This window comes from Bradyrhizobium sp. 40 (assembly GCF_023100925.1).
GTDB lineage: Bacteria > Pseudomonadota > Alphaproteobacteria > Rhizobiales > Xanthobacteraceae > Bradyrhizobium.
Map to the genome: position 1 here is coordinate 2,779,585 of NZ_CP064688.1, position 20,632 is coordinate 2,800,216.

The 20,632-nt window shown below is 63.4% G+C and carries 20 protein-coding genes; 12 read left to right on the plus strand and 8 right to left on the minus strand.

The features are described 5' to 3' along the window. Positions 1-5 precede the first annotated feature (5 nt). The 5 genes from IVB40_RS13290 to IVB40_RS13310 are packed head-to-tail and all read left to right on the plus strand — an operon-like array spanning position 6 to position 4,595. Positions 6-1,049 (plus strand): branched-chain amino acid ABC transporter permease, encoded by a 1,044-nt coding sequence (locus IVB40_RS13290; RefSeq protein ID WP_247819026.1) that lies wholly within the window; start codon positions 6-8, stop codon positions 1,047-1,049. Beyond that, entirely contained in the window at positions 1,046-1,789 is a 744-nt protein-coding gene (locus IVB40_RS13295; protein WP_247362319.1) for an ABC transporter ATP-binding protein, read from the plus strand. The genes IVB40_RS13290 and IVB40_RS13295 overlap by 4 nt, the downstream gene beginning before the upstream one ends. Continuing rightward, entirely contained in the window at positions 1,786-2,487 is a 702-nt protein-coding gene (locus IVB40_RS13300) for an ABC transporter ATP-binding protein (RefSeq protein ID WP_027567739.1), read from the plus strand. Before IVB40_RS13295 ends, IVB40_RS13300 begins: the two co-directional genes overlap by 4 nt. After that, a complete protein-coding gene (locus IVB40_RS13305) occupies positions 2,487-3,146 on the plus strand; it encodes an ATP-binding cassette domain-containing protein (protein WP_247819027.1) in 660 nt (219 codons plus the stop codon). The genes IVB40_RS13300 and IVB40_RS13305 overlap by 1 nt, the downstream gene beginning before the upstream one ends. Before the next feature lie 12 nt (positions 3,147-3,158). Further along, the gene (locus IVB40_RS13310; RefSeq protein WP_247819028.1) at positions 3,159-4,595 is read left to right on the plus strand and encodes an NAD-dependent succinate-semialdehyde dehydrogenase; all 1,437 of its coding nucleotides are present in this window, start codon (positions 3,159-3,161) and stop codon (positions 4,593-4,595) included. An 18-nt stretch (positions 4,596-4,613) separates the two neighbouring features. On the opposite strand, the gene IVB40_RS13315 is transcribed toward IVB40_RS13310, so the two are convergent. From IVB40_RS13315 to IVB40_RS13325, 3 genes are all read right to left on the minus strand, one after another. Further along, the gene (locus IVB40_RS13315; protein ID WP_247819029.1) at positions 4,614-5,966 is read right to left on the minus strand and encodes a caspase family protein; all 1,353 of its coding nucleotides are present in this window, start codon (positions 5,964-5,966) and stop codon (positions 4,614-4,616) included. A 111-nt stretch (positions 5,967-6,077) separates the two neighbouring features. Next, entirely contained in the window at positions 6,078-6,716 is a 639-nt protein-coding gene (locus tag IVB40_RS13320) for a glutathione binding-like protein (protein ID WP_247819030.1), read from the minus strand. A gap of 13 nt (positions 6,717-6,729) precedes the next feature. Continuing rightward, entirely contained in the window at positions 6,730-7,323 is a 594-nt protein-coding gene (locus IVB40_RS13325; RefSeq protein ID WP_247819031.1) for a cysteine hydrolase family protein, read from the minus strand. Positions 7,324-7,454: 131 nt separating this feature from the next. On the opposite strand from IVB40_RS13325, the gene IVB40_RS13330 reads away from it, so the two are divergent. Next, on the plus strand, positions 7,455-8,288 hold the full coding sequence (locus tag IVB40_RS13330) for a LysR family transcriptional regulator (RefSeq protein WP_247819532.1): 834 nt from the start codon (positions 7,455-7,457) through the stop codon (positions 8,286-8,288). A gap of 108 nt (positions 8,289-8,396) precedes the next feature. Continuing rightward, the gene (gene lepB, locus IVB40_RS13335; RefSeq protein WP_247819032.1) at positions 8,397-9,143 is read left to right on the plus strand and encodes a signal peptidase I; all 747 of its coding nucleotides are present in this window, start codon (positions 8,397-8,399) and stop codon (positions 9,141-9,143) included. A 121-nt stretch (positions 9,144-9,264) separates the two neighbouring features. On the opposite strand, the gene groL is transcribed toward lepB, so the two are convergent. Both groL and IVB40_RS13345 read right to left on the minus strand, forming a co-directional pair. Beyond that, complete coding sequence (gene groL, locus IVB40_RS13340) at positions 9,265-10,905, minus strand: chaperonin GroEL (protein ID WP_027567746.1); 1,641 nt, start codon at positions 10,903-10,905, stop codon at positions 9,265-9,267. A gap of 44 nt (positions 10,906-10,949) precedes the next feature. Continuing rightward, on the minus strand, positions 10,950-11,264 hold the full coding sequence (locus IVB40_RS13345) for a co-chaperone GroES (RefSeq protein ID WP_027518760.1): 315 nt from the start codon (positions 11,262-11,264) through the stop codon (positions 10,950-10,952). A 376-nt stretch (positions 11,265-11,640) separates the two neighbouring features. On the opposite strand from IVB40_RS13345, the gene IVB40_RS13350 reads away from it, so the two are divergent. Both IVB40_RS13350 and IVB40_RS13355 read left to right on the plus strand, forming a co-directional pair. Continuing rightward, positions 11,641-11,928 carry an usg protein gene (locus IVB40_RS13350; protein ID WP_007602477.1) on the plus strand — a complete coding sequence of 96 codons (288 nt, stop codon included), beginning with the start codon at positions 11,641-11,643 and terminating at the stop codon, positions 11,926-11,928. Between the two features lie 102 nt (positions 11,929-12,030). Next, positions 12,031-12,570: a cupin domain-containing protein gene (locus tag IVB40_RS13355; RefSeq protein ID WP_247400310.1), complete on the plus strand. Its 540-nt coding sequence runs from the start codon at positions 12,031-12,033 to the stop codon at positions 12,568-12,570. A 12-nt stretch (positions 12,571-12,582) separates the two neighbouring features. Here the strand turns inward: IVB40_RS13355 and IVB40_RS13360 are convergent, their stop codons facing one another. Next, complete coding sequence (locus tag IVB40_RS13360) at positions 12,583-14,709, minus strand: tetratricopeptide repeat protein (protein WP_247819033.1); 2,127 nt, start codon at positions 14,707-14,709, stop codon at positions 12,583-12,585. Between the two features lie 121 nt (positions 14,710-14,830). After that, a complete protein-coding gene (locus IVB40_RS13365) occupies positions 14,831-15,790 on the minus strand; it encodes a LysR substrate-binding domain-containing protein (protein ID WP_245287781.1) in 960 nt (319 codons plus the stop codon). A gap of 103 nt (positions 15,791-15,893) precedes the next feature. Here IVB40_RS13365 and IVB40_RS13370 point away from each other — a divergent pair, with 103 nt between their 5' ends. From IVB40_RS13370 to IVB40_RS13380, 3 genes are all read left to right on the plus strand, one after another. Further along, positions 15,894-16,853, plus strand: coding sequence for an amino acid ABC transporter substrate-binding protein (locus IVB40_RS13370; protein WP_247819034.1), 960 nt, complete (start codon positions 15,894-15,896; stop codon positions 16,851-16,853). 27 nt (positions 16,854-16,880) lie between these two features. Then, positions 16,881-17,951, plus strand: coding sequence for a GntG family PLP-dependent aldolase (locus IVB40_RS13375; RefSeq protein WP_247819035.1), 1,071 nt, complete (start codon positions 16,881-16,883; stop codon positions 17,949-17,951). A gap of 299 nt (positions 17,952-18,250) precedes the next feature. Further along, positions 18,251-19,342: a rhomboid family intramembrane serine protease gene (locus tag IVB40_RS13380; protein ID WP_247362292.1), complete on the plus strand. Its 1,092-nt coding sequence runs from the start codon at positions 18,251-18,253 to the stop codon at positions 19,340-19,342. 13 nt (positions 19,343-19,355) lie between these two features. Here the strand turns inward: IVB40_RS13380 and IVB40_RS13385 are convergent, their stop codons facing one another. Beyond that, positions 19,356-20,606, minus strand: coding sequence for a nucleoside transporter C-terminal domain-containing protein (locus tag IVB40_RS13385; RefSeq protein ID WP_247362290.1), 1,251 nt, complete (start codon positions 20,604-20,606; stop codon positions 19,356-19,358). Positions 20,607-20,632 lie beyond the last annotated feature (26 nt).

Sequence of the window (20,632 nt, forward strand, 5' to 3'; positions counted from 1 at the left end):
AGGGAATGATTGTGGAATCAAAATCTTCACCGGACGCCGCGCGCCTCGTGACGCCGACGATGCTGGTGCTCTGGCTCGTGCTTGCAACAGTGCCGCTCTGGATCACGCGGATCGGGCTCTATCCCTATCTCGGCATCGAAATCCTGATCTGGTCGCTCTACGCGCTCGCGTTCAACCTGGTGCTGGGCACCGCCGGACTTCCGTCGTTCGGTCATGGCGCCTATTTCGGCATCGGCGCTTATGCGTTCGGTCTCTGCCAGCTCGAAATCGTTGCAAATCTCTGGATATGTCTGATGGCCGCGGCCGCGGTCGCGGGCCTCGCCGGCGTGCTGGTGGCGCTGTTCATCTCGCACAGGCGCGGCATCTATTATGCCTTCATGACGATTGCCTTCGGCCAGATCTTCTGGACACTGGCGATCAAATCGCACCGGGTCACCGGCGGCGAAGACGGCCTACTCAAGATCAAACGCTTGCCGGCCGATTTCGGGCTGGTGTCTTTCGATCTCACCGACAATGTCGCGTTCTACTATTTCGTGCTCGCCGTCTTTGCGGTCGGCACCGCTGCATTGTGGCGGCTGGTGCACTCTCCCTATGGCCGCGTGGTCGCTGCGATCAGGCAGAGCGAAGTTCGTACAAGCCATCTCGGCTATAATGTCTGGCTCTACAAGGTCGCGGTCTTTGCGCTGTCGGCCGCGGTCTCGGGCTTTGCCGGCGGATTGTTTGCCATGGCTCAGCTCGCCGCATTCCCTGACGTCATGAGCCTGCATCAATCCGGCTACGTCGTGATGATGACGCTCGTCGGCGGTGGGCTTGTCAGCTTCTGGGGCCCGGTGATCGGCGTGTTTCTCTTCCTCACCGCCCGCGACGTGATCGGCGCGCTGACCAATGCCTGGATGCTCTATTTTGGTCTGCTTTTCATCGCGATCGTGCTGTTCCGCCCCGAAGGCATTGCCGGCGCGATCTCCGCTGCCGTGCAGCAGCACTCTCTCGGCGCCTTACGGCAGCGCGGTACCTCGGCGATGCGGCTGCTGTTCGGGAGCGGGCGATGAACATGATCGAAGCCGCGGCCGTTCATGTCCGCTTCGGCGATCGCGTCGTGCTGGAGAGCGTCGATCTCGCGGTCGCGGAGGGCGAGTTTCACGGTGTGATGGGTCCGAACGGCGCCGGCAAGACCACATTCTTCAATGTCCTCACGGGCCGAGTGAAGCCGAACCGGGGCCGAGTCCTGCTCGGCGGCGAGGATGTCACGGGCCTCAGCCCGCACCGCATCGCCGCCAAGGGCATCGCCCGCTCATTTCAGATCATGACGCTGTTCGACGAGTTCTCCGCGCGTGACAACGTCATGATGGGATTGCCCGAGTTTCGCGCCCGTGGCCACGATGTCGCGCGCGCAGCGGCAGGCGACAGCCGGTTTGCGGCGAAGTCCACCGAAGCGCTCGCAGCGGTCGGGCTTGCCGACAAGGGCGGCATCCGAGCGAAGGACCTGTCCTATGGCGACCGGCGCGCGCTGGAGATCGCGGTCGCCCTGGCGCAGGCGCCCCGCGTGCTGTGCCTGGACGAGCCGACCTCCGGTCTCGGCTCCGATGGGGTGCAACGGCTCGCAACCCTGATTGCTCGCCTGAAGGGGCGGCTGACCATCGTCGCCATCGAGCACGATATGGAGTTCCTGTTCTCGTTGGCTGACCGCATCTCGGTCATCCATTGGGGCCAGGTGGTGGCGCGCGGAACGCCACACGAACTGCAGCAGAACGAATGGGTGCGGCGCTCCAATCTCGGGAAGTTCGCATGATCCTCGAAGTGGACGCGGTCGATACCTTCTACGGCGAGACCCAGGCGCTGTTCGGCGCCTCGCTCGCGATCGAGCACGCCAAGGTGTTTGCGCTGCTCGGCCCCAACGGCGCCGGCAAGACGACAATGCTCCGCTCGATTCTCGGGCTGACGCGCCCACGCCGCGGCTCCGTTTGTTTCGACGGCCACGATGTCACGCGCGATCCAACCCACGAGATTGCGCGCGCCGGCATCGCTTGGGTGCCCGACGACCGCCGGCTGTGCCCGACATTGACGGTCGCACGCAACCTGTCGATCGCGCAAAAGCGCACGCGCTTTCGCCACTGGAGCCTCAAGGAGGCCGCTGCGATCTTCTCACCCCTCGAATATCTCATGGAGCGCGACTGCGAAAACCTGTCGGGCGGCGAAATGCAGATGGTGGCGATCGCCCGCGCGCTGGTCGGCTCGCCGGGACTGGTGCTGTTCGACGAGCCGAGCCAGGGACTAGCGCCAAAAATCGTCGGCGACGTGCTTGCGACGATCCTGCGCATGAAGGACGAGGGCATTGCCTCGCTGGTCGTGGAGCAGAACGCCGAGATCGCGCTGTCGGTCGCAGACCATGCCGCGGTGATCGACCGCGGCCGGATCGTCTGGACCGGGGAGGCCGCGGCCTTGCGCGATGATCGCGGGCTTCGTCAGCGCTTGCTGGGAGTACAATAGTGGCCGCACCGCTGCTCGTTCTCGACGACGTTCGGAAGGTCTATACAAGGGGCCGCGTGATCCGCCGACCGTCATTCGCGCTGCAGGCGAACCTGTCGCTGGACGAACCTGACATCGTCGGTGTCGTCGGCCCGAATGGGGCCGGCAAGACGACCCTGTTCGAGATGATGACGGGCTCGAACGCACCGACCTCGGGGCGCGTGCTGGTCGCGGGCACCGATATCCATGGCGTCAAATATCGTGAGCGCGATCGGCTCGCGATCCACTATCACCAATCGTATCAGGTCAGGCGCTTTCGCAAGCGCATTCCGTCCGCCTTCCTGGCGCCGTCGCCGACCCCGACGCCGCTGGTGCACCTGTTCGACGAACCGCAGTTCAACCTGCAGGACGGTTATATCGGCTTTATGCTCGATTTCTTCCGCAAGCTGCGCGACGAGGGCCGGCTGGTCGTGCTCTGCATGCACCCGACGGCCGCCTGGCACCTCGAGATCCTCGCCGAGATCGCCGGACGATTCCTGTTCGTGGCCGGCGGTAGCGTAACACCCATGGCGAATTTCGGCGCGCTCGTCGCAGATTCGCGCTGTCGCGCTTATCTCGGGCCGGAAATGACAAGGGCGGCGGACGCGATTTGTCGCGGTGCCGTTCACAGCTCGACCTAAAAGGAGAATCCATTGGCCTATTCGAACACCCAGCTTTTCATTGGCGGCAAATGGCGACCGGCCCATTCGGGCAAGGTGATCGAGGTGCGCAATCCCGCGACCGAAGAGGTGATCGGCACCGTCGCCCATGCCGGACGGTCCGACCTCGACGAGGCACTCGCCGCAGCCAGCGCGGGCTTCAAGATCTGGCGAAACGTTGCTCCCTTCGAGCGCTGCCGGATCATGCGCAAGGCCGCCGCGATCATGCGCGAGCGCAATGACGAGATCGCACCGTTGCTTACGATGGAGCAGGGCAAGACTCTCGGCGAAGCCAAAATGGAGGCGATGGCCGCCGCCGACGTGATCGAGTGGTTTGCTGAAGAAGCCAAACGCGCCTATGGCCGGCTGATCCCCGCGCGCGGCCCGGGCATCTATCAGCTCGCGATCAAGGAGCCGGTCGGCCCGGTCGCAGCGTTCACGCCCTGGAATTTTCCGATCAATCAGGTCGTGCGCAAGCTCTCCGCCGCACTCGGCGCCGGCTGCTCGATCATCGTCAAGGCCCCGGAGGAGACGCCGGCCTCGCCCGCACAACTGATCCGTACATTTGCGGATGCCGGCGTGCCCGATGGCGTCATCAACCTGGTCTACGGCGTTCCTGCCGAGATCTCCGAATATCTCATTCCGCATCCGGTGATCCGCAAGATCTCGTTCACGGGCTCGACCCATGTCGGCAAGCAGCTCAATGCGCTCGCCGGCTTGCACATGAAGCGCGCCACCATGGAGCTCGGAGGTCATGCGCCGGCGATCGTTTTCAAGGACGCCGACGTCGCGTCGGCGGCCAAGATTCTGGCGGCAGCAAAATATCGCAATGCCGGTCAGGTTTGCATCTCGCCGACGCGGATGCTGGTGCAGGATGACGTGTTCCGTGAATTCGTCGACACCTTTGTCGACAGCGCCAAGACATTCAAGGTCGGCAACGGCCTCGATCCCGACTCCAAAATGGGTTCGCTCGCCAACCCTCGTCGCGTCACCGCCATCGAGGGTATGGTGCAGGATGCCGTCGGCAAGGGTGCAAAACTCGAGACCGGCGGCAAACGCGTTGGCAACAAGGGGCATTTCTTCGAGCCGACCGTGGTGAGCGACGTGCCGAAGGATGCGCGCGCCATGAACGAGGAGCCGTTCGGCCCGCTCGCGCTGATTTCGCGCTTCTCATCCTTCGACGAGGTGGTCGAGGAGGCCAACCGGCTGCCTTTTGGGCTGGCGTCCTACGCCTTCACCAGCTCGGCCAAGACGGCGGCCGCGATCGGTTCGGCGATCGAAGCCGGCATGATGTCGATCAACAGTTTTGGTCTCGCGCTGCCCGAAGTGCCGTTCGGCGGCATCAAGGATTCCGGCTACGGCTCGGAAGGCGGCACCGAGGCGATGGAGGGCTATTTCAACACCAAGTTTATCAGTCAGACCGGCGTGTGAACGCTGGACGATGCACGATCAGCGTTTGACGAAGACCAGGCCGCAGGCGCGTGCCTCGTTGCGCTTGCCGGTGCCGCGGGTGCGATCGAACTGCGCATCCACCGTAAAGGCGTAGGGCGAGCCGGGCGCGAGGTTGTTGAGAGTATAGGTGCTCGCCCCCGTCGTTCCGCGCGCGCTCAAAGTCGTCTTGCCGTCCGCGGGGATCTGGCCATCGATCTCCAGGCGATTGACGGCGCCCTGGCCCTGGGCGTCGGCATGAAAGACGCCGTTCGCAACCGTGGCAGACAGGGCCCGGGTGAATCCCTGCGCCTTGCCGGTAGGCGGGCAGTTCAACGTCACGTCCCAATTGCCGTCGAAGTCCTTCGCGCTACGGGCGTTGCCGCTTGCCGGCGCGAGCGCCACCTTCTGCTTCAGACCTTCAATTCGGGCCTTGGCAAGCGTGGCGAAGATGCAATTCGGGAATCTCGTGAGATGGTCCTCGTAGGCGCCAAGCGTGCCGATGCCGTCCGCGGCCTTCCAGTGCGCTTCTGCTGCCGCGCAGGGATCAGCCCGGGGTGCGGCTTGCGGCGCCGCCGGCGCTATCGTGACCGACACCGGCCCGTTCAGGTAGAACTTGCCGATGATCGACAGCGACAGCTCCGGGAGCTGGGTCTTGCCGCTGGAATCGTAGACGTCGCTGCTGATGTCGCGAAAGACCTCGCCGATCTCCTGGGGCTCCTCGATGTGCTTCAGGAACGCCGTCGTATAGGGGCTGTTGCGGCCGCTGCCGTCGGCCGCGGTCTGCCCGGACTGGGTTGAGAACGATACGATCGTGCCGCGTGGTGCTTCGACTTTCGACAAGCCCCGCCCGATCGAGGCAGCGCGCGTCATGCCGGCGGAGCGTTTTAAGGTTTCGGCCAGCGGATTGTCGCGGCAGGAATCGAGGATGAGGATGCGCAGGTTCTTGGCCTGCTGCAGATCGTTCACGATATCGTCGACCCGCACGAAGCGCTTCAGATCCGCTTCGTCGCTCAGCACGGCGTCGACAGGCATCAGATAGTTCACGCCGTTGTACTGCATCGCATGGCCGCTGTAGTAGAACATGGCGACGTCGGCTTTGCTCGCGGCGCGCGCGAAGCGGATGGTCAGGTCCTGCATGTCGGCCTGGCGCAGGTCAGTGCCCTGGAGCACTTCGAAGCCGCTGCGCTTGAGCGAGGCGGCGACGTCTTCGGCATCGTGAGACGGATTGGGAAGCTTCGCCGTACTGGCATAGGCGCCGTTGCCGATCACCAGCGCGACCCGCGTTTCCGCCGATGCCGGCGCGACGGAAAGCCAGCAGGCGAGGAGGGCGAGGCAAAGTCCGGCCGGGCAAAACCTGGAAAGAGCACGCATGAATGCCTTCCAATGAAATGTCGAAAAATATCCCTCCAGATTAGCGCATGCCGCGCCGACATCAATGCCCTGCCAGAGAAAACGCTCGGATTTCCCGGCCGTGACATCCTGTCACGCCGGGCTCGCCGCCATCGTCTTGCGCACGGCCATTTCGGTCGCAATCGCGTCCCGCACGGCCGGTCGGGCCTGCATGCGCGCGAGATAGGCCGACAACGATGGCCATTGCGCGATGTCGACGCCTGCGGGACGAAGCAGCAGCAAAGCCCAGGTGAGGTGGGCATCCGCGACGGTGAAGCTGTTGCCGACGAGGAATTCGTGGCCCGCCAGATGCGTGGCAGGCATCGACAATGTCTGCGCGATCCTTGCACGCGGCTTGGCGAGCGAGGCGTCGTCCTTGTACCAGAAGGTTGGAAACAGGAACGCCTTGTGGATCTCCGCCCCGACGAAGCTGAGCCATTCCTGGAGCCGATAGCGGTCGGGATCTCCGAACGCGGGTGCAAGGCCTGTCTCGGGCTTCAAATCGGCGATGTATTGCAGCACCGCCGCGCTTTCGGTCAGCCGTTCGCCATTCTCCAGCACCAGGACCGGCACCGCGCCCTTCGGCGAAACGCCGAAGAAATCGCTGCCGTCGTCCACGACCTGCTTGGTCTGGAGATGGACCGGATGATAGCGGGCCTCGAGGCCCGCTTCCATCAGCGCGATGCGGCTCGCAAGCGAGCAGGCCATCGGAGAGAAATAGAGTTGCAGCATCGCCTACGCTCCTTCAGGTCAGCGCCTCGGTTTGCGCGATGATCGCAAACCGATCCGACAATTCGGCCAGGGCGACCTCGTGGATGGTCCTTGCGGAGAGCGCTCCGCCGTGGCCGTCGGGAAGATCGCGTGTTGCACAGGCATCGGCTGCGATCGTCGTGCGCAGGCCGAGGTCGAGCGCGGCGCGGGCGGTCGAACTGATGCACATATGGGTCATGAAACCGGCCAGCACGATGTTCGTGCGTCCGGTTGCGGCGAGTCTGACCTGCAGGTCGGTGCCGGCAAAAGCGTTCGGCAGCGCCTTCTCGATCACGGCTTCGCTGGCGAGCGGCGCCACGTTCCTGACGATCGCGCCGCGCGCGGCCTCGCGGTCGAACAGGCTGCCGGCACGTCCCTTGTGCGCGATATGGAAGATCGCAGCGCCGCTCGCCCTCGCGCGGGCGAGCAGGCGCGCGGCGGCGGCGATCGCGGGCTCCGCATCCGGCAAGGCGAGCGGGCCGGCGCAATATTCATTCTGGATGTCGATCAGCACGAGGCAGGAATCGGCGAGCCTGGGCGGATTGAGATCTGCGCTGGACAATTCAAGCAGGGTTTTTGGGGCGGTCATGCGGGTGGGGCTTTCCTGGCGGTATCGGATGGCGCGACACTAGCGCGGCGGCGGCCTGCCAATGTGCAGGGCTATTGCAACATATGGCTGCAAATTTGCAGGAGCCGGTCGTGCCTGATAGGTTCATCGCCATGAATTGGGACGATCTGCGCATCATCGCCGCGGTCAGGGACGAGGGCACCTACGCCGGCGCCAGCGCACGGCTGCGCATCGACGAGACCACCGTCGGCCGCAGGCTTGCACGCATCCAGCGCGATCTCGGCGTGCCGCTGTTCGATGCGGTGGACGGCCAGCGTCGGCCGACGCGGAGTTGCGAGGCGGTGCTGGCGCATGTCGAGGCGATGGCCGCACATGCCGCCGAGATCGGTCGCGTCGGCGAGAGTCTGGCGGGCCCGGTGGGACGCCTGCGTATCGCCTCCACCAACACGGTCGCCGAGGAGGTTCTGTCGCCGCGCGCGAGCGACTTCCTGCGCGCCAATCCCGGCCTGACGCTGCAATTCCTCACCTCGAGCGAGAACGTCAAGTTCTCGCGCTGGGAAGCTGATCTCGCTATCCGTCTGCGCAAGCCCGACAAGGGCGACTTCGCGATCTCCAGGCTCGGTGACGTCAAGCTCTATTATTTCGAGCCTGTTGCGACCGAGGGCGAGCCGGTGCTGTGCGCCTATCCGGACGAACTCGGTGCCATTCCCGAGATGCAATTCCTGCGCATGAAACAAGCCCATGCGCGCTGCGTCACCGACAACGTTCGCGTCATCCGTAACCTGATCCGCGCGCATCAGGCTGCCGGCGTGTTGCCGGAGCACGTCTGCGCGGACTTGCTCGGCGATCGCCGCCTGCGCGCCACACTGCTGCCTGGGCGCCGCGACGTCTGGTTGCTGGTGCAGAACCATCTCAAGCGCGATCCGGCGACGCGGCTCACCATCGAATGGATCCGCCGTTCCTTCAGCGATCTCGCGCGCGGCTGATTGCGGGCGTGAACGCGATCCGCGCGCGGCGCGACCAAGTAATGGGATTGCGCGCGCGCGAAGGTTGCGTAATCTCGCGACGACCACGGGCTTGATCAGGGCAGGCGCATGACCACTCTTCAGGAAACCATCCACCCGCAGGCCAAGGTGCGGGAATGGAAGGCGGTCGTCATCCTGATCCTCCTGATCCCGGTGCTGTGGTCGCCGCCGTTCCTGTTTCGCATCTTCCTGTTCCAGCCGTTCAACATCCCGTCCGGCTCGATGACGCCGACGCTGGTCGTCGGCGACTACGTCTTTGCCGCAAAATATGCCTATGGCTATGACCGCTATTCGTTTCCGTTCGCGCCGTCATGGATCTCTGGGCGTTTCCGGGCCGCCGAGCCCGAGCATGGCGACGTCGTCGTGTTCCGGACGCCAAAGGACACCTCGGTCGACTATGTCAAGCGCGTCGTCGGGCTGCCCGGTGATCGCATCCAGATGCGGCAGGGCCAGCTCATCCTCAACGATCGCCCGGTGACGCGCGTTGCCCTGAAGGCGGTTGTTGCCGGCTCCACCTGCGGCGTCGATAACGGTGCGAAGGCCAAGCGCTGGCGCGAGACGCTGCCGAACGGCGCGTCCTACGTCACGCAGGACTGCGTCGACAACGGCTACTACGACAACACCGACGTCTACACCGTGCCGCAGGGCCATTTCTTCGTGCTCGGTGATAACAGAGACAACTCGAGCGACAGCCGCGTGATGTCGTCGATCGGATTCGTGCCGATGGACAATCTGGTCGGCAAGGTGATGCGGATATTCTGGTCGCTCGACCAGCAGGGCGAACCACACATGGAGCGGCTGGGGAAGGTGTGGTGAGGCCGTCCCGTCATTCCGGGCCCGGCGCTGCGCGCCGCTCTGGAATGAGGAGCGGAGAAAACAAAAACCCCGGCATCGCTGCCGGGGTTTCGCATTTTGTCGTTTGCCGGAATGGCTGGACTTAGAAATCCATGCCGCCCATGCCGCCGCCCGGGGGCATCGCGGGACCGGAGCCGCCCTTCTTGGGCAGCTCGGCGACCATGGCTTCCGTGGTGATCAGGAGAGCCGCAACCGAAGCCGCGTTCTGGATCGCCGCGCGAACCACCTTGGTCGGGTCGATGATGCCCTTCTTGACGAGATCGCCGTATTCGCCGGTCTGCGAGTCGAAGCCGTAAGCGTACGACTTGTTCTCGAGGATCTTGCCGACGATCACGGAGCCGTCTTCACCGGCGTTGATCGCGATCTGCCGAGCCGGCGCGGAGAGCGCCTTGCGCACGATCTCGACGCCGGTCTTCTGGTCGTCGTTCTTGGTGCGCAGGCCCTTGAGCTGCTCGGAGGCACGGAGCAGGGCGACGCCGCCGCCCGGGACGATGCCTTCCTCGACCGCGGCGCGGGTCGCATGCATCGCGTCATCGACGCGATCCTTGCGCTCCTTCACCTCGACCTCGGTCGCGCCGCCGACGCGGATCACTGCGACGCCGCCCGCGAGCTTGGCAAGACGCTCCTGGAGCTTCTCACGGTCGTAGTCCGAGGTGGTTTCCTCGATCTGCGCCTTGATCTGGGACACGCGCGCCTCGATGTCGGCCTTCTTGCCGGCGCCGTTGACGATCGTGGTGTTCTCCTTGTCGATCATCACCTTCTTGGCGCGACCGAGCATGGCGAGCGTGACGTTCTCCATCTTGATGCCGAGATCTTCAGAGATCGCCTGACCACCGGTCAGAACCGCGATGTCCTGCAGCATGGCCTTGCGGCGATCGCCGAAGCCCGGAGCCTTGACGGCCGCGACCTTCAGACCACCGCGCAGACGGTTCACGACCAGCGTGGCCAAAGCCTCGCCTTCGACGTCTTCGGCGACGATGACCAGCGGCTTGCCGGTCTGCACCACGGCTTCGAGCAGCGGCAGCAGTTCGTTCAGGTTGGAGAGCTTCTTCTCGTTGATCAGGATGTAGGCGTCGTCGAATTCAACGCGCATCTTGTCGGCGTTGGTGACGAAGTAGGGCGAGATGTAGCCACGGTCGAACTGCATGCCTTCGACGACGTCGAGTTCGGTCTCGAGCGACTTGGCTTCCTCGACCGTGATGACGCCCTCGTTGCCGACCTTCTTCATGGCGTCGGAGAGGAACTTGCCGATTTCGGCGTCGCCGTTGGCGGAGATGGTGCCGACCTGGGCGATTTCCTCGTTCGAGGTGACCTTCTTGGAGTTCTTGACGAGGTCGGCGACCACGGCTTCCACCGCCATGTCGATACCGCGCTTGAGGTCCATCGGGTTCATGCCGGCGGCAACCGACTTGGCGCCTTCGCGCACGATCGCCTGGGCCAGCACGGTGGCGGTGGTGGTGCCGTCGCCGGCCGCGTCAGCGGACTTGGAGGCGACTTCGCGCACCATTTGCGCGCCCATGTTCTCGAACTTGTCGTCGAGCTCGATCTCCTTGGCGACGGTGACGCCGTCCTTGGTGATGCGGGGAGCGCCGAACGACTTGTCGAGGACGACGTTGCGGCCCTTGGGGCCGAGAGTGACCTTCACCGCGTTGGCGAGGATGTCGACGCCGCGAAGCATCTTGTCGCGTGCATCGACGCCGAATTTGACTTCTTTAGCTGCCATCTGAATTTTTCCTTGAGAGGTTTAGCTGGGGGAGAGAGGGGCTCTTAGGCCGCCTTCTTCTTGGAAGCGGGGACGTCGAGGACGCCCATGATGTCGCTTTCCTTCATGATCAGCAGATCGACGTTGTCGATCTTGACCTCAGTGCCGGACCACTTGCCGAACAGCACGCGGTCGCCGACCTTCAGGTCGATCGGGATCAGCTTGCCTGCTTCGTCGCGGCCACCCGGGCCCACGGCGACGATCTCGCCCTGCGAAGGCTTTTCCTTGGCCGTGTCGGGAATGATGATGCCGCCAGCGGTCTTCTCTTCTGCGTCGATGCGCTTGACCACGACGCGGTCGTGAAGCGGACGGAATTTCATGCAGTTCTCCTAAGCTTTTGCACAAATTGGGAATTTTGGGTTGTTAGCAGTCTGCGCCCGCGAGTGCTAGCACAGGCACAGCTGAGATAAGGCAGGATTTTGGCGGGAGCAAGGGCTTGTAGCAGAAAAATAGCACTCGGAAGCGCCGCCTGCCAAAATCTCTTTCCATCGTTAATCGCGCTCCGCGCCCGTATTAGCACGGAGCCGCATCTGCTGCTAACGCATTGAATTTCAACAGCTTGTTAAACTTTTGGGCTTGAGATGGATTGTCAGTTTGCGTCACATTTCACTCATGTGAGCGCATCTCCACCGGGTGGCTCGTAGGGCGTACCGGAAAGCCACCCCTTGAATATGCGCTCCTGCAAAGGAGGTTGGCATGGTCTCGCGAGTTGGGGTTGTTTCCGACGACTTCCGGAAACAGGTGCTGGGTTACGGGCTGACGACAGCCGAAATTCTCTACCGGATGCCGGATCATCGCTCGTTGCTCCAGACCTATGTCTGGCAGAACTACGACATGTTTCCGAAATTTCCGGCGCTGACGGATTTCCTGGCGTTCTGGCAGAAGAAGCTCGACGGTCCGCTGTTCTCGGTCACGGTCGCGCATTCCAAGCTGATCAAGCCGGCCGAGCTGCGCGCGGTCGACGGCGTATTCCGGCTGCATTGAAGGCGAGCGTGGTGCTGTAGGGTGGGTTACGCTGACGCTAACCCATCCTACGATTTCGCATTCCGTGCTAACCTCTCCCCTGTAACAACAGGGGAGACCGCCATGGCCAAGAAAGCAAAATCGCGTAGCGCATCGCAGGCGGCGGTGAAGAAGCGAAGCGGGGCCAAACCCGCCGCACGATCGACGGCGCGCAAGGCGGTGAAGGCGAAAGCTCGCGCGACTCCGGCCAAGTCATCCGTCAAGAAACCGGCGCGGCCCAAGCAGCGCATAGCGATCAGCCATCACCGTGAGGAAGACTTCAAGGCCGACGGTCTGCGCACCTACGCGAAGTATCGCGATCTCGGCATCGCCGCTGCGAGCCACGGGCTGGCGCAAGCGCACGTGATCCGGCTGCAAGGCCCCTGCAATCCGGACGAGGTGTCGAAGCTGCACTTCCACGACGTCGAATTCCAGATGGTCTACGTGCTCAAGGGCTGGGTGAAGACCTATATGGACGGAGAGGGCGAGACGCTGATGAAAGAAGGCAGCGCCTGGACCCAGCCGCCGAAGATCAAGCACATGATCCTGGACTATTCGGACGACGTCGAGCTGCTGGAGGTGATCCTGCCGGCGGAGTTCAGGACGGTGGAGTTGAAGGCGTAGGTGAAGCGGAGATCAGCCATCACCGTTGCAATAGCGTTTCCACATCGCGCGATAGGCATCGTCCACCGCTTGCGCGTATGAGACGGGGTTGCCGGCGGCGGCAGCCCTGATCTGTCCGGGCAGTTCGCGGCGCAACTTATCGAGGTCGCCGATCTGTGTCCCACGGCTCGCTGCGATCTCGACATAGGCCTCATCGCTTTCCGCGACCCAGTCCGGCAGGCCCAGCGCGGCGAGGATGGAGCCGGCAGCACGGCTCGGCAGACTGTGACCGAGCTTCGCCACTACCGGCACGCCCATCTGCAAGGCTTCCCACGTGCTGACGCCGCCATTCTGCGGGAATGGGTCGAGGCCAATATCGACGCGATTGAACGCTGCCAGATGTTCGTCTCGCGACGTGGCTCCGAGCAGGTCGACGCGTTCGGACGGCAACCGGCCAGCTGCAAACCGCGCCAGCAGATTGTCGCGGACCAGCTGAGCGTCCAGCGCAGTATCCTTGATCAGCAGTCGCGAACCCGGCACCCGCTCGAGAATCCTGGACCAGACGTCCACCGCCTCGTTCGAAATCTTGCTGATGCGGTTGAAGACACCGAATGTGATGAAGCCGTTCGCGATCGCCGGCGTCGGCGCCCGCGCAATCCCGGCCGGCAGTGGCGCCAGCGTCACAAAGCACGGCAGGTCGACGATGGTCTCCGCAAACAGATGCCGAACCGCGACCGGAATCGCGACCGGGTCCGAGAACAGATAATCGATCGTTGGCAGCCCGGTGCCGGTGCCGTGGCCCCAGCCATGCACCTGAACAGGCGCCGGCTTGCGCGCAAACACACCGAGGCGGTTTCCGCTGGTATGGCCGGACAGATCGATCAGGATATCGACACCATCGGCGCGGATCTGGGCGGCGAGGCGATCGTCGGACCATTGCGAGGCGTCGCGCCAGCGATCGGCGATCCCCTGAAATTCGCGGGTCGTCGCGTCCGTTTTCGGTGAACAAGCGTAGCACACGATTTCGAACTGTGCCCGATCATGGTGCTGCAGGACCGGCTTGAAAATGAACGCCGCCGAATGTGCGTGGAAATCCGACGAGACATAACCCAGCACCAGACGGCGATCCGGAGCGCGGCTGTTGTCATGCGGTCCCGCCGCTCCTGAGGCGATCTTCGCACCGATCAGCTCCCACCATACACGTCGCGCTTGCTGATGCTGCGCAGCGCTGGCGTCGGCCATAAAATCGAGGGTGAATATCTTGCTGGAGATCGTGCTCTGATCCGGCTCGATGTCGAGAGCTCTGTCGAAACTGGCGAGCGCTTCGTCGACCCGGCCAAGTGCCGCGAGACATTGGCCGAGCAGGCTGTGGGCCTGAGAGAAGCCGGGATCGATCGCGAGAGCCTTCTCGCAATCGGACAATGCTTCGGCAACTTGCCGGGTCAGGAGCAAGATGCTGGCCCGCCAGAGCCATCCATTCGCGTCATCGGGTGCCAGGGCGATTGCGCGATTGCAATCCGCCATGGCTTCGTCGAATCGCTGAAGCTCCCGCAAGGCAACGGCGCGGCTCGACAGCGCCGAGGCATAGTCAGGCTTGATCGATAACGCGCGGTTTAAGCTTGCGACAGCCTCGTCATAGGCGCGCAGACGGCAGAGCGCCCAACCCCGGCCGTTATGGGCTTCGGAAAGTTTTCCGTCGATTGCGAGCGCCTTGTCGTAGCTCTCGAGCGCTTCCTGGTAAAGTTCAAGGGCCGCGCTCGCGTTACCGAGATTGGACAGGGCCAAGGCGTAGTTGGGTCGGAGGGCGAGGGCTTTTCGATAGCTCTCGCGGGCCTCATTGTGACGTTTTAGCCCGTTGAGCGCGACACCCAGGCTCATATGAGCTTCGGCAGATCGCGGATCCACGGCCACCGCTCGGCTCAGCAGAACTTGCGCTTGCTGATAGTTTTTGGCTTCAGCCTCCAAAGCGCCCAACAAATGAAGCGCGATGAATTGGTTGGGTGCGAGCTCCAGGAGTTCGCGATAGGCCGTCTTTGCCTCGCGCAGAAGTCCCGCTTTGTGCAGCTGGAGGGCGCGCGCGAGCAACGGCCCTACGTCGGCTTTTTGCCGTTTCTGAAGCCGGGAATTTTGAAATGCACGCTGGCCGACGCTGTCGCTCATGAATCAATTCCACCCGAATCTCATGAAGAGATTAACATGGAAGGATTGTCGCGATTGCGCTGCGCTCCATCGGAGCTACGAGGGCGCCAGCCTCGCACAAGCCTCGCTGCGGATCGACCCGCTACCGCTCGAGATAGCCCAATTCCGTGCTCATGACCTTGCGAGCATATTCGCTGAAGGCATCGATCAACCGGGCGCGAGCGGCATAAGGTGGATAGAGCAGTGCGATCGTAACGGGGACGGCCGGGTTGAAGGGGCGCGTGGTCAGAGCCGCGCCAGAGCTTTCGTCATGCGCGGCAATCGGGTTGATAATGCTGATGCCAAGGCCCGCCGCGACCAGGGCGCAGACCGATGCGCCCAGATCGGTCTCCGCAACAATGCGGCGCGTGACGCCCGCCTGCGCGAAGATCGTATCGATGCGATCGTAGAGTGGACTCCCCGTGGCGAAGGAAATGAAGGCCTCGTCGGCGAAATCGGCAGGGCGCAGCGTCTTCTTCTGTGCAAGACGATGCGTCTTCGGCATGATCGCGACGCAACGCGTCTTGAGCACCGGCTCGACATGCACCCCCGCAACCTCGCCGTAGAGCATTGCCAATCCGGTGTCGCAAAGCCCGGAACTGACCCAGTCGTGCACGGCGCTCGCCGTGCCGGATCGGATCGAGATCATCACATGCGGATAGTCCGCCTTGAAGCGTGCCGCGATGCGTGTCAGCAGGCCGCCGGCCAGGCGCGGCATCGCCGCAACACTTAACCGACCCATACCGAACGAGCGGATGCTGGCTGCGCTGGCCTCCAGTCCCGCCAGGCCGATGAAAGTCTTCTCGACCTCCTGGAAAAAGCGCGATCCGTCTACCGTCGGGCGGAGGCGGCCGCCACTGCGGTCGAACAGCGGGAATTGTGTGATCGCTTCCAGCTGTCCGATCAGGCGGCTGATCTGGGGCTGCGAGGTATGCATGCGCTGAGCCGCCTGCGTCATCGATCCCGTCACGAAGACCGCCCGAAAAGCCTCCACATGCTTCAGGCCCATGCGTCTGGTGGCCATATCAAATCCGTATAGGAGAGTATGAAACTGGAATTTCATCAGATCGGGCTTTTGGACGATAGTCCAGAGCACGGAGCTGTTTGCACGGAGCTGTTTGCACGGAGCTGTTTGCACGGAGCTGTCCTGGGTTTGCTCACCCACCGTGGACGGCGTCACCGGCATTTGCGACAAGAGGGGATATATGAAAGCGACGATGATCAAGGCACTGGCCGCGGCGACCGTCGCTGGTGTTTTTCTTTCCAGCGAGGCCATGGCCCAGGGCGCGGGCAGGCTGGACAAGATCCGTGAGAGCGGCTCGATCACATTGGGGTACCCCGAGACCTCGGTGCCCTTCGCCTATCTCGACGGCAACCAGAAGCCGATCGGTTACACCGTGGAAATCTGTGAACAGGTGGTGCAGGCGATCAAGACGGCCCTCAAGCTTCCCAAGCTCGAGGTTCGCTACAACCCCATAACCTCGGCGACACGTATTCAGCTGCTCGCCAACGGCACGATCGATCTCGAATGCGGCAACACGACCAATAATGTCGAGCGGCATAAACTCGTTGCCTTTGCTCCCACCACCTTCGTTGCGCAGGTCGTCCTCGTCGCGCGCAAGGATGGCCGGGTCGATGTCAACGACCCGGCTTCGTTTCGCGGCAAGGCCATCGCCGCCCAAGCCGGCGGCCAGACCTTTAAGGTGATTACGCTGATCAATGCCAGGGAAAATCTCGGCATCACGGTGGTGCCGGCCAAGGACACCGCCGAGACCTTCTTGTTGGTATCGACGGGCCGAGTGGCCGGCACCGCCAACGATGACGGTCTTGCCTATGCCACGGTCGCCTCGTCCAGAACGCCGGATGACTTCCTGATCGGTAGCAAGAGCCTCGAGACGGCGCCCTATGGTATCGTCCAACCCAAGGATGATCCTGCTTTCAAGAAGATGGTCGACGATGCCGTGATCGACCTGATGAAGAGCGGGCAGATTGCGGCGCTCTACGACAAATATTTCAATTCACCGATTCCACCGCATGGCCTCAACCTGAAATTCCCGATGAGCGCCGCCCTCAAGCGGGCGCTGGCCAACCCGACCGATTCCGGCGATCCGGCAGTCTACGAATGATGCGACAAGCGCTCTAGAGGTCTCGCAATGGCACATCAACACGACACGAGTCCGGCGGGCGCCGGGTTGCCACCCATCGACCTGCGCAGCGATACTGTCACCAAGCCGACCGAGGCGATGTATGCCCGCATGGCCTCGGCGCCGCTCGGCGATGACGGGCTGGACGGTGACCCCACGGTGCAGGAGCTGGAGGCCGTCGCGGCTGCGGCGTTGGGCAAGGATGCGGGCCTGTTTGTGCCGAGCTGCACCATGGCCAATCTGCTGGCGACGCTGGCGCAGTCGCAGCGCAGCGAACAGATCGTGCTGGAATCGAATGCCCATATGTACACCTCGGAACGAGGGGCGGCGACGTTTACGGGGCAGTTCTACCTCGCCATTGCCGGCACCGCCGGCGCCATGGATCTGAATTTGCTGGAGGACGCCCTGCAGGGCGAGGGGCTCAAGCTCGGGACCGCTCTTGTCGCAATGGAAACCTCGCACAACAACGCGAGCGGCGCCGTATTGCCGCTGGATCATATGCAGGCCGTGCACGCCATGGCCTCGGCCCGCGGTGTCCCGGTGCATCTCGACGGCGCGCGGCTGTTCAACGCCGCCGTCGCCCTTGAAACGGCGCCGGCCGAAATTGCCAGACATTGCGACACGGTTTCTCTGTGTTTGTCGAAGGGCCTGAGCGCACCCGCCGGTGCCGTGCTCGCCGGGCCACGCGCGGTGATCGACAGCAGCCGCAGGTTTCGCCGCATGCTCGGAGGCACGCAGCGCCAGATCGGCGTCCTGGCCGCGGCCGGCCTGGAGGCGGTTCAGGTCATGGGGACGCGTCTGGCGCAGGATCACCGGCGTGCGCGAGCCCTGAGTGATGCGTTGAATGGGATGCATCCAAAGATCAGCGCGACAATCCCACAGACGAATATCGTGCAGGTCGATGTCTCTCTCTCCGGGCGCGACAGCGCCGCGTGGTCGGGGGCTCTGGAGAGGGAGGGCCTGAGGGCGAGGCCCTGGGGCAGGCGTCGATTGCGCTGCGTGACCCATCGCCATATCGATGATGCGGATATTGATCGCGCGGTCATGGCATTTCGCACCGTGGCTGGAGCTTTGGCTTAGAGAGGGCTTACTCAGTACTTCCACGATCAGCCGATCGTTAGAAGGCGTCCGATCCGTGAAACCGGGCAGTTACCAATCGGATGGTTTCAGCCGTCCGCAGGACGGGCGGTAACCAGTCGAAAATACCTCTCGCGTCAACTCAAGGCTGTGAAAATGCGGGAAATGTTTTCATGGCGACAAACCCTTTTGGCCGACGCGGCGTCGTAGCGCCTTCTCCAAGAGGATCATTTCAACCCGCACCGCTTCAACCCGACGCCGCACCGATCGCTCCCCGGCCCCTGCCCGGTGAGGGGACGCTTTTGGGCGACAACAAGCTTCTGGCCGATATCCCTTTCCTCACCATCGGCCTGATTTTCTGTCTGCTCCTGATCTACGCTCTGCAACGCAGTCTCGCCATGGACATTGGGCCGGACGGTTCACTCGATGTCCGTTCGCTGATCGCTCAGGGCGCGTCCGGCTACGATCTGGTTGTCGGAAGGAACGAGTGGTGGCGGATCGGCCTTGCGCCGCTTCTGCATGGCAGCAATGGGCATCTCATAGGCAACTGCGTTGCGCTGTTCATCGTCGGCGTCAGGCTGGAGAGCCTGATCGGTCGTGGCTGGTTTTCGCTGATCTTCGTCGCCAGTGCACTGGCCGGGGAGGCCGGCTCGCTTCTGGGCAATGGCCCCGGCACGGTGAGCGTCGGTGCGTCCGGCGCCATTACCGGGCTCATCGCGGCGCTGTTCGTCGCGAGCTTCGAGTCAGAGGCGGACGCCGAGCAAACAATGTCGAGACTGAAGACGTCGCTCTTCTTTGGTGTTCCCGCTCTGCTGCCGCTTGCCTTTGGAGCCTCCGGCAATGTCAACTATTTTGCCCATGCAGGTGGTGCGCTGGCCGGCGGTGCGCTTGCCATCGTGCCGTGGCTCGCCTTCTGGTCCTATGACAGCCTGCCGCGGAGCACCGGCATGGTGTTGCTCGGAGGATTCGTCGGATCTGTGATCTGCGCCGGCTTCGCCGCCGCTCATTATTCGTCCTACATGGCTGATGCCGTGCAGTATATCCGCGCATCGGAAGTGCCGCCGAACGCTGGCGAGATGACGAGCCGGTCTTCAGATATCGTCATCCGCTATCCGAAAGACCCGCGGGCTCATCTGTTCCGTGCGGTCTTCTTCCTTGAAAAAGCGAACCTCAGTGCCGCTGAAACAGAAGCGCGAACTGCCATGTCGCTCGCCGCTTCGGATGTGGCGGGTGGACCGGTGCGCATCGGGGCGCAGGGCTTGATGGCGGTGTTGCTGTGGGCGCAGGGACGAAACAGTGAGGCGAAGGCCATGGCGGTCGAGCCGTGCCGTGCCAAGCTACCTGAGGTGCGGCGTATATTGCAGAAGTCGAAGTTGTGCGGTCGACCGGAGTGACGAGTGGAGAGAGCTAGCTCAACACCCCCACCACTGCTCCCATCAGACACGTCGTCAGCGTTCCCGACACGATCGACTTCAGCCCCAGCGCGTTGATTTCCTCGCGCCGTTCCGGCGCCATCACGCCGAGACCGCCGATCATGATGCCGAGGCTGGCGAAATTGGCGAAGCCGCACATCGCATACAGCATGATCAGGCGCGAGCGCGGATCGAGTGTGCCGGGCGGCAGCTTCGAGAAGTCGACATAGGCGATCAGCTCGTTCAGCACGGTTTTCGTGCCCATCAGGCTGCCGGCGGTGATCGCCTGGTCCCACGGCAATCCCATCAGCCAGCACACCGGCGCCATCACGAGGCCGAGCAGGCGCTGCAACGAGATCGCGGCGCCGCCGATATCAGGCAGCAGGCCGAGGATCGCATTGACGAGATAGACCAGCGCCACCAGCACCAGCAACATCGCGACGATGTTGATCAGCAGCTCGATCCCCGCGCCGGTCCCTTTCACGATCGCGTCCATCGTGCCGGAGACTTCCGTCTCGGGATCTTCCAGTGCGCCGCCGGTGCGCTTGTCGGATGTCTCCGGCACCATGATTAGGCTGACCAGGATCGCGGCCGGCGCGCCCAGCACCGACGCGATGACGAAATGCGCGGCTGCGTCGGGAATGAGGGGAGCAAGCAGCGTCGCATACAGCACCAGTACCGTGCCGGCGATGCCGGCCATGCCGCCGGTCATCACCAGGAACAACTCGCTGCGGGTCATCTGCGCGAGATAAGGCCGCACGAACAGCGGCGCCTCGACCATGCCGAGAAAGATGTTGGCGGCGGTCGAGAGCCCGACTGCGCCGCCGACGCCGAGCGTCCGCTCCAGCAGCCAGGCCATGCCGCGCACGACCGGCGGCAGCATGCGCCAATAGAACAAGAGCGTCGTCAGCACGCTCATGACCAGCACGATCGGCAGCGCCTGGAATGCCAGGACGAAATCGGCACCCGGTGCTTTCAGATCGAAGGGCAGGGGACCGCCGCCGACATAGCCGAACACGAAAGAGGAGCCGGCGCGCGAGGCCGCCGAGATCGCGCCCACGGCGTCGTTGATAGCACCGAAGGCGCGCGCGACGACAGGCACCTTCAGGAGAACGATCGCGGTGACGAAGGTGGCGACGAGGCCGATCGCCGCCTGGCGCAGCGAGGCCGCGCGGCGGTTCTCGCTTAGGACCAAGGCGATCAACAGCAATGCGAAAACGCCGAGTGCCGATTGCAGCCGCAGCATGATGTCCCCAAACCCCGATGATTATG